Here is a 13,483-nt window from a genome sequence, read left to right on the forward strand (position 1 = left end):
TGATTCATATATTTTATTAGTTATCCAGTGGTTCAAAGTGGATGTGAACATTCTCTAAACGATCCACATTGTTTTTCAGTTCGCTTTTAATATTGTTTGATATCGATTCCAGTTTATCCACAGTAAAATCGCCCCGAACTCCACAATGCAAAAACGTTGAAACCTTGTTTCCATTGCGGTATAGTTTTATGTCATGGCAGTCCACATTGTCTCTTATTTTTAGGACTGCAGTTTTTATGTTATCGACAATATCCTGCTGTGTTTCAGTAATATCCTCAGTTTGTACCACTTTCTCAGCTCGCTCAAAGTAGAGACTCACATTGTCAACATTTTTTATTGCCTTCTGAACCATGTTGTCAATTCTATGGGATAATTCATGGGAATCCTTTAGCGTTAAGTTTTCTTCCAGTTCTATGTGTGCAGTAATCTTCTTTTTGCCTTCAAATTCATAAACATGTATATTATGAACATTTGTACAATTAGAAATTTGGCTTACTATTTCCTCGAATGTCCGGCTAAGACTTAAGTCAGCCATCCCGACAGCATCAACAGGAAATGTGCTGACCACAATATCACACCTCGGTATTTTTTCTGAAATCTTTTCCCTGATTTCATGAACTATAGTATGAACGCTTCTATGACTTTGATATGGGTCAACGCCAACATTTATTTCAATATACTGAACTGCCCCAGAAGGTCTGAGCCTAATTTCTGCAATCTGAATAACACTGGTGATTTTACTAATCTCCTTTTCGATCATTTCTTTTATCCCGTCTGGTGCAGTATCTAACAAAACATCAATGGTCTCTTTGCCAAGCTTGATGCTCACCTTAATAACAAGCAGCCCTACCCCCAAAGCCGCTACTGGGTCTGCGTACTTTAAAACAGGTATGTTGAAGTAATCACCTATCCACACACAAATCAAGCCCACTATAACAACTGAGGAACTCCATATATCACTGCTAAAATGAAGTGCATCCGCTTCCAATGCCTGACTTCCATGTTCCTTGGCAGCCTTCTTCAAAACTCTTACTCTTGAGGCATCAACAAGGATTGAAATAATCATTGTTAATACGCCCCACTGAATCCCGATCAATTCCACACCTTTGCCAAAAAACAACTTTTCCACGGCTTCATAAATAATCCATACACAGGTTATGAGGAGTAAAACTGTCTCTATCAGTGCTGAAAAGCTTTCTATCTTCCCATGTCCATAGTGATGCTTAGAATCTGCTGGTTTATCGGAAAACTTTACTGCAAAAAGGGTTATAAGCGCAGCGCATAAATCCAATGCAGAATGCAATGCCTCGGATAAAATTCCTAAGCTGCCTGTAAAAATACCCACTACAGTTTTCATTAATGTGAGGAAAACTGCTGCAAAAACAGAACTCAAAGCTGCCTTTTGTTTGTCAATAACCAAAATCAGACCACTCCTATTAACTTATTGAATTAATAAGTATCTTGATAAATTCAACTTGTTAATTATACTATCGTAAGTACTCAATTGATTCAATCGTGAAGGCTAGTATGTCATATTTCCCCATCTTATATTTATTAATTTTCAGCAAGTAAACTTTCCATTAAATCGACGGGAGCAGTATTTCTACCCGAACCCCTCCATTCGTTCTATTCGTCGTGGATATCTTCCCCCCGTGCTGATCAAGGATACTATGCACAACAGATAACCCTAACCCGGTACCTTTTTCCTTCGTCGTAAAAAACGGGTCATAAATATAGGGCATGTCGTCCGGTGAAATACCTGATCCCTCGTCACTGACGGCGAAACCTACAAAGCCAACTTGTCGAACTCCCTCTAGCTGAATTACACCGCCATCTCCCTGGGCATCGATGGCATTAAGTAAGATATTCAGTATGACCTGCTTAATCTGATCCGGGTCGACCTCAACCACATGCTCCTCAACTTGGCTTCGCGCTTGTAATAATTCTATATGATGTTGCCCCAGGGCAGGCTGGATCAAGGCAACTCCTTCGTCCAAGAGTTTCCCTAACGCAATCCCCCTACGTACAGGCTCTTTAGGACGGGCAAAGGACAGAAACTCGCTCACCAGGCGATTTAACCGTTCACACTCTTCAAGTAGTACCCTACAGTATTCTGAAACAACCCCGTCATCACTTTTTTCCTGCGCCAGTAGTTGGATGCTCACTTTCATGATCCCCAAGGGATTGCGTATTTCATGGGCCAACCCGGCACTCATATGCCCCAGCGCCGTTAATCGTTCTGTTTGCCGGATCTCACCCTCCAATCGTTTTCGTTCCTGCCCTTCTTGCTTTAACTTCTCCACCAACTGCGTTTGAACTAGCAAAGCGAGCTGATGTTTGCGTGACGCCTTCCGTTCCTGTTCAGTCAAGAATCCTGTTAACCAGCCGATTACGTTTATCAAGCCGATTTCAACCCACTGCGTATACATGGCCGATGGTGACATCGCCTGGAATGACAACATCAACGGCAGGATGAGGATCGTAATAACCAAACCGGATATTATCCCGCCAGCAGGGCCAAAACGCATGGCAGCATAAATCACTGGGAGGTAGTACGCGAATTGCAATAGAATGTGATAATTCATTTCGTAATGGTAATTCGTGTAGTGTATGACCGTCAAAATCAGCACAACAACCCCAATCGCGATAAGATCAAAGAGAGTCCGAGCACGATTTTGTGCAGGGGGTTCATGATTTTGCAAAAAAAGATCTCCTCCCTATCCTTTTTTTATCCTCCCCTAAACACCCAGTGGGGATCTATTCTTGTATTTTACATATACAAGAGTAGGACAGTGGCCTATTGTATGGCGCCTGCCCTGAATCGTTAAATCAATTTACCATCAACTTACCTTACATTTAACCACACATCATTAAGTTTTGTTTGTAGCTTTACGATATCTGCCCCCGTGGTTCCTACCTTAAGTATCACATTCCCCAGCTAAGCTTGGGCAGAAGTTGAAATGCTATAACTTCTCTTTTCCTACCGTCGTAAGAGAAGAAGTAGGACAGGCGCCCATTGTAAGCCACTTGTCCTACTCTAACCTCATCTCTATACCAAGTCCATGTTACTGGACATATTCTTGGTCCTTTCCCTTTAGTATAATTAATCTCAGGGCTACCTTTTTCAAACACCGCTTTCGACTAATTCGTTTTCATAACACGCATCGCATTGATGACAGCAATCACCGTTACCCCGACATCCGCAAAGACCGCTTCCCAAATAGTGGCTATCCCTCCAGCACCTAATACAAGTACGACAGCTTTAACGCCCAAGGCGAAAAATATATTCTGCCAGACGATGCTTCGGGTTCGTTTAGCAATTTTGATGGCATTCACAAGTTTAGAGGGTTCATCTGTCATAATTACAATATCCGCCGCCTCTATGGCTGCATCAGAACCTAACCCCCCCATTGCCACCCCAAGATCAGCTCGAGCCAGTACCGGGGCATCATTGATACCATCACCGACAAAGAGTAGCTTCCCTTTGGTCTGCTTTTGTTTTTCTAAGAGCTCCAGCTTCTCAACCTTCTGATCAGGGAGTAGTTCAGCATGTACCTCATCAAGGCCTAACTGACGACTAATCGTTTCTCCAACTAGCTTGCTATCTCCGGTAAGCATGACTAGTTTCTTAACGCCAATCCCCCTTAGCTCTCTTACGGCCTTTTCTGCATCATCCTTTATCTCATCCGATATTACAATATAGCCTGCATAGTTGCCATCAATGGCTATATGAACCACTGTCCCAGTTTCATCCATTACATTATAGGTTATATTTTCTTTATTCATCAGTTTTTTATTGCCTGCTAGGATACGTTTACCCTTAACACTCACTTTGATTCCATGCCCTGAAATTTCATCATAGTTCTCTATTTCGCTTTTATTAATTTCTTTCCCGTAAGCTTTAAGGATTGAAGTGGCAATGGGATGGCTGGAATAGCTTTCAGCAAAAGCAGCATACTCCAGCAGATTCTCCTCTGATTCACGACCAAGCGTGTGAATTTTTGTAACCTTAAACACGCCTTTGGTAAGGGTGCCTGTCTTATCAAAAACAATCGTGTCCACGTTATTTAAGGCTTCAAGGAAGTTGCTACCCTTAACCAGGATGCCACTTTTAGCTGCTCCGCCAATACCACCGAAGAAACCCAAAGGAATTGATATTACTAAAGCACAGGGGCAAGACACAACCAGAAAAACCAAAGCCCTATAGATCCAATCTGAGAAGGTCGCACCTGTGACAACCAAAGGTGGAATAACTGCCATGGCTAAGGCAACGAATACCACGACTGGTGTATAGTATCTTGAAAATTTAGTGATGAACTGCTCTGTTGGAGCTTTCTTACTATTGGCATTTTGTACCAAATCGAGAATTTTGGAGACTGTGGAATCTCCAAACTCTTTAGTTACCTCAACTGTTAATAGTCCATTCTTATTGATGGTTCCTGACAGAATTTCGTTTCCTGGTTCGACTTCTCTTGGCACTGACTCCCCGGTTATGGCGGACGTGTCAAGCATCGACATACCCTCAATCACCTTGCCATCAAGGGGGACCTTCTCGCCCGGTTTTATTAGGATAATATCTCCAACACTTATTTCTTCAGGAGATACCCTCTTAATATCCTCACCAACCTTTAGATTGGCATAGTCGGGTCGAATGTCCATCAAAGCACTGATTGACTTTCTCGAACGGTTAACGGCCATATTTTGGAAGAACTCGCCAACCTGATAGAAAAGCATGACTGCCACACCTTCAGGAAATTGCTTTATTGCAAAAGCACCTATGGTAGCAACCGTCATTAAAAAGTTTTCATCAAACACCTGCCCTTTTAAAATATTTCGAACTGCTTTTAAAACCACTTTGCCACCGACTAATACGTAGCTTACTAGGAATATTCCAAACTCAGCCCAAAACGGAAACTTGCCTAAGATGGCGACAAAAAAGAGAGCTGCACCTATAGCTAAACGTATAACTTCTGGCTTGTTAATCCCTCCATCTTCCTTGCTTTCCTCTTTCTTGTCCTCGTATTCAACCACTTTAATACCTGACTCTATCTTCACTGCAATTTTAGAGGCTTGCTCGATGACCCTTTGCAGATCACGCTTGTTATTCACTTCAAGGGTTAACTTTCTGGATACAAAGTCTACAGTAGCAGAGCTAACACCTTCAAGGTTTTTGACCTCTGATTCAATTTTATTGGCACAATTCGCACAGTCCAACCCAATTAATAACAATACCTTTCTTTCTGGCCTGGAGAGTGCTTTATCTTTGATAATGATATGGGGTTCAAGTTTGTTAATAATTTGATTCGCTTGATTGAGTATATCGTCTTTATTCCCATCACTGACCAACTCAATGGTCAGAACTTTGGTCACAAAATTGAGCGTTGCACTGTTAACCCCTCCCACCCTTTTGACCTGATCCTCAATTTTATTGGCACAGTTGGCACAATCTAATCCCTCTAATAGCAGCTCCTTCTTCACTGTCGAACTCACACTAATCTCCTTCTTTCTGATTTCTTAACATCTAATATTGATGAGAAGATCACTATTCATTGATATGGATTAATCCTTGGTCAAATATTTGCTTAATGTGTTCATCTTCCAAAGAATAAAATACAATTTTTCCGTCTCTACGATTTTTCACCAGCCTTGCACCTTTCAAGACTCTTAACTGATGGGATATCGCCGATTGGGTCATATTTAATAACACAGCAATATCACAGACACACAGCTCGGCCTCTACCAACGCCCAAAGTATTTTAATTCTTGTTGAATCCCCGAAGACTTTGAATAGCTCAGCAAGGTCATACAAGTTTTCTTCCAAGGGCATTTTGGCTTTGACCTGATTTACAATTTCCTCGTGTATTACACTGCAGTCGCACCTATCAACATCATGCCTTTTATCAACCATCACGATACCTCTTTCTGATTAATCCGAACACTTGATTATATGAGTATGTATTCAAGTGTTTACTTTTTTAGTATATTGCTTTTTACTGTATAAGTCAATATTTTTAACAGGCAAACCCTATGCTAGTCCAAGACCACCTAACTCGCTGACAAGTCCAGTCACTTTTTATGTTTGGGGAAAAAAAGCTGGTTTCTAGCGCAGGCGTTCGGCAATGGAACCCGAAGCCATTATGACTGATAGAAATGCTGGATATCGACGAATGGGCTGTCTCTATAGCAATTTGCTTGGAACAGCCCATTCTTTTCGAAAATTTCTTGATGTTATTGTCTTAACGCAAATAATTCAAAGGATTGGTTGTGTCCCCTTTGACTATAACCTCTAAATGAAGGTGCGGCCCGCTAGAACGTCCAGTCGAACCCACTAGTCCTATCGTTTGTCCCTGAGAAACTGTCTGTCCCGCAGCAACAAGGAGCTTCGAGGAATGAGCATAACGTGTCATTATTCCGTTTCCGTGATCAATAAGAATGCTATTTCCGTAATTCCCATTCCACCCTGCACTGATTACTTTACCATTGGCAGTTGCTACATAAGGGTCACCTTGGGAACCATTGATATCCAGAGCATTATGGAAGCCTCCATTCCTATACCCATAATAAGAATTAATTCTTCCTCTGATCGGCCAAATCAGACCGGATGAGTTCTGACCACTTCCCCGTGAATAAGCTACAACTACTGGTTCACGTTTAGCCCCCTTGGCAACAACTTGGGGAGCTGATTCTTTTAAGACCTTCTCGTCCAATATCGTCTTGGTTATTACTTTGTCATTCTTTTGTTCATAGGAATACTTGATTTCTTTTTCTCCGTCACTACCTTCTTGGATTATTTTCGTTTGGCCGCTGGCAAGGGTTGAGTCGATTTTCATAACTTCGTCGAATGGAATGATTTCTTTATCTGTCCGGGTCCCTTTACTCACAACCGTTAAGTACGGAGAAACCTTTTCTAGGTTAATCGTTTGACCGGGCTTCAACACTGTGTCAACAGTTGCCCCCGGGTTAGCAGCTAAAACTTCACTTGTTTTCAAATTATTTTTTCGAGCAATAAACCACCACGAGTCATTTGGTTGAATAATATAATCTTCTTTCTGCACATTTCCCTGCTTAAGCTTTTCCAGAGCCTGTTCATAGGTAATAACTCTTTCCGGAGAAACTTCTACGGAAATTGTCCCTACCTCTTCCTGAAATGATACGGTGGTAACCTGATTTGTCTCATCTGACTTGGCAAAAACTTCTTGATAAGATTTCAATAATTTATTGATCTCCTCCTGACTAGGAAGAACAAAGATCGGATTATTAGCTACCGTTAGCTCGAACCCTTCAATATATACTGCTAATTTTTCTTTTAGATTCTCTTCGGGAAGTAGTTTATAGTCCCCATTCGATAGTCGTACAGAGGAATACTCAATCTTATCATTAGTCTTGGCAGTGACACCTAAAGCGGCTCCCTTATCAGCCAGGATTTTATCGATAAGGTTTTTCGCACTACTAACATTGGAAACAATTCCTACCGTTTCCCCGTTAATGATGACATATGCCGCCGAAGTTGTAGTCTGGTAATAATATGCCCCTCCTCCCAACATCAACAGTAATACCATCGAGCTTCCAATCACTTTCGGTGATTTCCATGGTATTTTTTGTATCCATTGGGTAATGTGGTGTCCATGCATGTTAACCTTCAACCTTTTCATTATGTCCCTCCAATGTTGTCTGAGACCTGTTTACTGTTAAGAATATTTAGATAAAAATTAATAAATATCACTCGATCTAAAATTGCAAATTACGATATATCCATAAGTAACCAAAGACAACTTATCATAAAAATGAAAGATGGATGTGAAAAATCTGTGAACACTTTGTAACTTATTTGTACTCCCAATCCCATCAAGGTTGAAAATGACTTAGAAATCTTACTTTATCGATATTGCCTTTTTCTAACTTTATGTAACGCAAAAATAACAGAAATGTGACAATCCTGTAACATTCTATCCCCATAATGGGAATAGAATGTTTTTTTCTATCCCTCGAAACTGTTTTAGTTTTACGAACTACTAGTAAGTGGAGTGATTAAGGTGCAAGAACAAGTTTTGAAAGATACCTTAATATCAGCCAAGAGCGGTGATCCTCTCGTACGAGAGGAACTTATAAGATCTCATAAAGCATTTATAGCTAGGGTAAGTTCCAAAGTCTGCAGTAGGTATTTAACCTGGGATAATGACGATGAGCTCAGCATTGCTCTTTTAGCTTTTAATGAAGCGATTGATAGCTTCGACCCTCACGAAGGTGCTTCTTTTCACAGTTTTGTTCAAATGGTGGTCCGCCGAAGATTAGTGGACTATTTTCGCAAAGAAGGCAAACATCAACACCTTTCCCTCTCACCCATGAACCTAGAAGATGAAGAGCTGAGCCGCTACGATCTTGATACTTCCCTAGAGCAATATCAAGAAAACAAGAACCAAGAGGTCTTTGCGCAAGTCGTTGAAAACTACGTTCGTGTGCTCTGTGACTATAACGTAACGTTAGATGATTTAATAAAAGTCTCCCCGAAACACACTGACAGCAAGCAAACTCTCACAAGGGCGGCCTTAGTTTTAAGCAATAACCCTGGTCTTATGGCGCTTCTCAAAACATATAGACTTTTACCCATCAAAGAACTAGAGGTATTGACCGGCATAAAGCGCAAGGCCCTGGAAAAGGGGCGAAAATATCTTATCGCTCTGGCCCTCATCCTATCCGAACCAGATTTTTATCCGCTAAAAATATTCATGCAGCTTCCAGAAGAACCAGGAGAGAAGGTGTAAGCAGAAATGAAGAAAACCAAAGGGATCGTGATGCGGACTTCGCCAAAGGTTACTGTCATCTTTACAGAAAAAGGCGACTTTTTAGAAATTTCTACTCCTCAAGAGCCACCTGTTGTAGGTCAGACTATTGAAGTCAATCTAAACCCTAAGCGTATATTTGTGTTTCATAATTCCGCCTTGATGTATGCGGCCGCAGCAGCCGTTTTTTTACTTGCTCTGAGCATCAGTGTTTTTTCTCTCTTAGTCATTCCAAATATGGCAGTAGCGTCGGTCTCTCTAGATATTAATAAAAGCATTGAGCTATTGACCAACAGAGAGGGCAAAGTTATTAAAGTTCAAGATGTCAATGTTGGTTCAAGTATTGTGGATGGACTATTCATCAAAGGGCTGGACGTGTATCAAGCCGTTGAATTAATCGTAGAAAACGCCAACAACCAAGGAACGCTAAACGGAACACAAAATCTAGTCTTAGCAAGTGTGGTACCGATAAATAAGTGGGGAATCCAAGTTATTGATACAGAAAAACTTCGAAACTCCATCCGTGATGAAATGAATCGTAGGAACCTGTCCGGAAGCGTGGTTGTCGGTCAAGCGAACCAGAAAATCCAGCAGGAAGCCAAGCAACAGGGCATGACGGTTAACAGTTATTTAATATATGATCGATGCATTGAGAAAGGTATAGCTGTTCAACCTGATACCCTCCGTAATGATGCCAAAAAAGCACTGCTGGATGCAAATGTAAGTGTAGCCACCCTTTTTCCTGAAGAAAGTTTGGAAGTAAGAGCACAAAACGAACATCCTTCAAATATGAAATCAAACACCACAGAGAACCATGATTATCCGGACCGTTCCGAGAACCAAAACAGGTCACCTGACAACAACCCCAGCAACTGGAGTGCACCTAAGGCTTCCAGCAGTCCTCCTGTAAATAAACCTCCGCGAGGAACATCCCCTGATTTGAGCAAACCGAGTTCCGGCCAGGTCTCCCCTGACAATAAGATGCCTGAAAGTTCCACACCGCAACCACCTACGAACCCTTTCTATAACGAGGCTCGGGATTATGAAAATCCAGATGAGGAAGAGCATGACTTTTATAATAATCAACCCCAGTCCAATTGGCGCCAGAATTCGGGTGAGCACTCAACGTGGGATAAAAATGCTTCATGGTAAATTAAACGTATGCGAGCTTTGATAGGCAGCGCGTTGTTTAGTGTGCACTGGTCGCACACAAGGTTTGAGTCAGCTCCGACCGTCATATCGCGGTCGGTACATCAGTTGTTAAAACACGATGCAGTTAACTACCATGTTATTGAATAGCGGCATACCATGAAATGCATTAGTCCTCCTTATATAATTCCGATAATTACCATAGCAACGAACAACCATATTCTGATTACAACATCCTGATCAAAATGCTGGTTTAGCTGACGTACAGCCTCTATTTACTGACACCACCAACTCCTAACTGCATTAATCCATCTATCGTCGTGCGGACTACTATACCAATAATAATCCGGCCGATAGTTTGGATTCAGCGGACTACACCACGATCCACTGACATCAGGGTTAGCCGATGGCCTAACATTAGGTATCACATTATTTTGTATATCTGTAGAAGAGAGATTAGGCTCGGCTTGGAATGGTCTAGCATTTTGGTTTCGTTGCCAGAGACGGGTTTCCGCATATGCTTTTGTAAGGAAAAGACCTGCAACTAATAGTGCAATAACAATAAATATCAATAATGCCTTTCTCACTGTAATCCCCCCATTATCAACTATATTTTATCTTAAGAGAATTACTTGAAGTTAATGGATTTTTACATTTTTGTTAATTACTCTCCATACTAGTTACACCGTAACCTCAACACGTGGATGCAGGACCTTTGGGCTCTCATGCCATTCGATTGGAATGTCCTAATTCAAATCTTATAGTTTTTGAGTTTACTGCCTTCTTAAAACTGTCTTAATTCGGGTAATGAGTTCACGAGGCTTGAACGGTTTTTCAACGTAATCATCTGCCCCTAAATCAAAAATTAACACTCGATCATTCTCTTCTCCCTTACCTGTTAGCATAATTAAGGGAATCTTGGCTTCCTGTTTTAACGTCTTAAATACTGCCCAAGCATCTAATTTTGCTATCACTAGATCGATGATGACGAGATCTGGTTTATCTTTTCCAACCAACTCCAATGTTTCGTCTCCATCCTCTGCCTGATAGACAGTAAAACCGTCTGCTTCAAGGTAGACGCATACAATATCCCTAATCCGCTCATCGTAGTCTGCTACTAGAACCTTTTTGTTCAATGTAGCTTCCTCCTTCATCAATTTGCATGTGTATCATTCCCTAGAGACATGATTCAAGCCGAAGATACGTGGACTTAACTTTTACGACATCACTAATTTGCAGATTGACATCTTATTCATTTATTTTTGGCAACTCTGACTCACTCTAGGGTCTGTCCACTAAGCTATTCGTAAGAGTTTGATTCTTTACTAGGGTATTTACATTATGATCTTACGAGTGTACAAGAATGGTTTCACAGCAACATCACAGGTTTTTATATTTATTGTTATATTTCTCCTTATATTTCTAAACATTTCGTAAACAATTTACATTTCCGGTTTACATTATTAAATGATTCATGGTGCCACTGTTATAGTAGCAATTCTTTTTTCCGCTTTTGATATTCTTTCAAATCAATCTCACCACAGGCATAACGTCCAAGTAAAACATCTAAGGCCTGATCTGGTTCGATAATCCGACGTATAAGAATCCGAGAACCTATCCGCCGAAATAAATATATAATCAATGCAATCAATACTATCCAAAAAAACAAGTGGATTCCCATCCCCCAAAATCCGTCGCCAACAAATAAGCCCCAACCGCCAAACATAAATTACTCCTCCTTTCCGTGAACTTTCCATCAAAACATCCACAATAAAGTAAGGTCACCTTTCAACGTTGTTAGCTAAGAATAGAGGTTTCATTTTACGCCCACGTCACAGATTCTTAACATTTTTGTTAATGTAGTCTGCTAAGGCATGAACTGCTTGTAGAATTACCTCAGCCCCAGAATGTTGGCTTTGGCGGGCACCCATCTGAACTTTGCAATTTAACAAATGCAACTTTCTTGTAGGATGCTTTTGATTTTGATTTGCTCTCCATAAACACATAAAAATTGGACAGGCCCCCTTGTAAGCAGCCTATCCTACTATAACCTTATCTCTTTACCAATCCATGTTCCCAGACCAAGACCAGTTTCTGGACATCTGGTTACCAGTCCGGCTATTTCTATTGGATCTATTGTTATTTACTCTGCCGTCTTTTTGCGCATTTTGCCATTGTTGTTGCATTACTGCTTGATTTTGTGGATTTACACTATTGCTTCATCATTTGTTGATCTATCTGGACGCAGTTATTGATCCTTTGGTTATAGAGATCGTTTTGGCTTGTATCCGGGGCAGTAGCCGGTGGAGCTACCGGTGGAGCTACCGGAGTCGTTGCGGTATTCATGTTCATGACCATCGGATTAGGATCGTTCGCAAACCAATCGGCTATTAGTTGCTGTTAGTTTGTGGAAGTGGCAGCACCGGCTACACACTGTTATTGACTAGCCCAAATGACAATGATTTGAGTTCACTAGCAAGAATTTCCTCAATTTCGTCATCAACATCCATAAGTTTGATCAACAATTTTACTCGATTCTTGCTCTCTTTCTCTAACGTCATAATGACTCTTTCTCTTTCTACACGTAAACTTTCTAACCGTTTCATGGTTAGATACCTCCTTAATTGTGACGTATATTTTCATATTTATGCAGCCTCCAATTCATTTTCGAGAAAGACAAGCATTGTTCGAGGGGGGCTATCAATCGTCTGAAATTCAACGAAATAAAGTATGGATACATCATCACTGCCTAATTCGATTTTTTTAACAACACCAGCAAGCCCATTGAAATCTTCGTTTCCCTGATCGTTGATTTTCACGATATCACCAATTTTGTAAATTGACATGTTATCACTGCTTCCTTTCTTTCTATTTTCGCAACCTCGACTCATTGAATAGATTTCGTTCACTAAGTCATTCGTTAGAGTTTGATTTGTTTCGAGGGTAGGACATTATGATTTTAGCTTCTGTCCTAAGGAAAACCGGTCCATGTTATAGGTATCTTGGTTCAACCGAAAACTTCTTTCGTAAAGAAATAGTTCTCAAAAGCTAAAAATCAGATCGGTGGTTAACTTATGCTATGACTATTTACTATTTTATAAGAAAAATTTCACAGCAAAGTTACAGGTTTTTAAATTATTTGTTATTTTAAAGTGTCCAGCGATTAAAAGCTTCTCTAAAGTGGGAAGCCCACCTATGGGACTTAGCCACAAAGTATACAAATTGACACAGGGTTTGTCCCGTAAAATCAGGAAACAATAAAAAGTGCCTCGGCCTACCATAGCGTTACGCCTGGTAATAACCCGGGGCTATCTTGCAAATCAACGAGAAGAAATGTTCAATGGTTCATCTTGAACATAAATTCAACATTAGGACTCCCGACTAAGGCAATTGTTTCTAACCCTTGAGTTACTTGATTCACTTCACCGTGACAGTTTCGTACCTAATAAAGCAGTTGATAATTTTTTATACCAAGGTGCTTTCGTAATGCAGCATTCCATCAGAACCTCACTCCTTTTCTTGATAATGATTATCATTTATTTCGAGTTAATATT

At 40.7% G+C, this 13,483-nt stretch carries 12 protein-coding genes; 2 read left to right on the plus strand and 10 right to left on the minus strand.

Annotation, left to right across the window (positions count from 1 at the left end; all coding sequences use genetic code 11):
- Positions 1 to 16: 16 nt before the first annotated feature.
- The 5 genes from DSOL_RS20430 to DSOL_RS20450 form a co-directional block, all read right to left on the minus strand.
- Complete coding sequence (locus DSOL_RS20430; protein ID WP_075366636.1) at positions 17 to 1,420, minus strand: cation diffusion facilitator family transporter; 1,404 nt, start codon at positions 1,418 to 1,420, stop codon at positions 17 to 19.
- 160 nt (positions 1,421 to 1,580) lie between these two features.
- The gene (locus tag DSOL_RS20435) at positions 1,581 to 2,702 is read right to left on the minus strand and encodes an ATP-binding protein (protein WP_075366637.1); all 1,122 of its coding nucleotides are present in this window, start codon (positions 2,700 to 2,702) and stop codon (positions 1,581 to 1,583) included.
- Between the two features lie 439 nt (positions 2,703 to 3,141).
- A complete protein-coding gene (locus DSOL_RS20440; RefSeq protein ID WP_083642851.1) occupies positions 3,142 to 5,490 on the minus strand; it encodes a heavy metal translocating P-type ATPase in 2,349 nt (782 codons plus the stop codon).
- A gap of 52 nt (positions 5,491 to 5,542) precedes the next feature.
- On the minus strand, positions 5,543 to 5,908 hold the full coding sequence (locus DSOL_RS20445) for an ArsR/SmtB family transcription factor (RefSeq protein ID WP_075366638.1): 366 nt from the start codon (positions 5,906 to 5,908) through the stop codon (positions 5,543 to 5,545).
- 328 nt (positions 5,909 to 6,236) lie between these two features.
- Positions 6,237 to 7,652 carry a M23 family metallopeptidase gene (locus DSOL_RS20450; protein ID WP_075366639.1) on the minus strand — a complete coding sequence of 472 codons (1,416 nt, stop codon included), beginning with the start codon at positions 7,650 to 7,652 and terminating at the stop codon, positions 6,237 to 6,239.
- Between the two features lie 381 nt (positions 7,653 to 8,033).
- Between DSOL_RS20450 and sigI the strand changes: the two genes are divergently transcribed.
- Both sigI and DSOL_RS20460 read left to right on the plus strand, forming a co-directional pair.
- Positions 8,034 to 8,762: an RNA polymerase sigma-I factor gene (gene sigI, locus DSOL_RS20455; protein ID WP_075366640.1), complete on the plus strand. Its 729-nt coding sequence runs from the start codon at positions 8,034 to 8,036 to the stop codon at positions 8,760 to 8,762.
- Between the two features lie 6 nt (positions 8,763 to 8,768).
- The gene (locus tag DSOL_RS20460; RefSeq protein ID WP_075366641.1) at positions 8,769 to 9,932 is read left to right on the plus strand and encodes an anti-sigma-I factor RsgI family protein; all 1,164 of its coding nucleotides are present in this window, start codon (positions 8,769 to 8,771) and stop codon (positions 9,930 to 9,932) included.
- A 770-nt stretch (positions 9,933 to 10,702) separates the two neighbouring features.
- Here the strand turns inward: DSOL_RS20460 and DSOL_RS20470 are convergent.
- The 5 genes from DSOL_RS20470 to DSOL_RS20485 all read right to left on the minus strand — a co-directional run bounded on the left by DSOL_RS20470 (position 10,703) and on the right by DSOL_RS20485 (position 12,775).
- The gene (locus DSOL_RS20470; protein WP_075366643.1) at positions 10,703 to 11,065 is read right to left on the minus strand and encodes a response regulator transcription factor; all 363 of its coding nucleotides are present in this window, start codon (positions 11,063 to 11,065) and stop codon (positions 10,703 to 10,705) included.
- 350 nt (positions 11,066 to 11,415) lie between these two features.
- Positions 11,416 to 11,655 carry an SHOCT domain-containing protein gene (locus tag DSOL_RS20475; RefSeq protein WP_075366644.1) on the minus strand — a complete coding sequence of 80 codons (240 nt, stop codon included), beginning with the start codon at positions 11,653 to 11,655 and terminating at the stop codon, positions 11,416 to 11,418.
- Positions 11,656 to 12,140: 485 nt separating this feature from the next.
- Complete coding sequence (locus DSOL_RS29635; RefSeq protein ID WP_282433563.1) at positions 12,141 to 12,275, minus strand: hypothetical protein; 135 nt, start codon at positions 12,273 to 12,275, stop codon at positions 12,141 to 12,143.
- Between the two features lie 80 nt (positions 12,276 to 12,355).
- Positions 12,356 to 12,535, minus strand: coding sequence for a hypothetical protein (locus DSOL_RS20480; RefSeq protein WP_075366645.1), 180 nt, complete (start codon positions 12,533 to 12,535; stop codon positions 12,356 to 12,358).
- Positions 12,536 to 12,574: 39 nt separating this feature from the next.
- Positions 12,575 to 12,775 carry a hypothetical protein gene (locus tag DSOL_RS20485; protein WP_075366646.1) on the minus strand — a complete coding sequence of 67 codons (201 nt, stop codon included), beginning with the start codon at positions 12,773 to 12,775 and terminating at the stop codon, positions 12,575 to 12,577.
- Between the last annotated feature and the right edge of the window lie 708 nt (positions 12,776 to 13,483).

This window comes from Desulfosporosinus metallidurans (assembly GCF_001936615.1).
Taxonomy (GTDB): domain Bacteria; phylum Bacillota; class Desulfitobacteriia; order Desulfitobacteriales; family Desulfitobacteriaceae; genus Desulfosporosinus; species Desulfosporosinus metallidurans.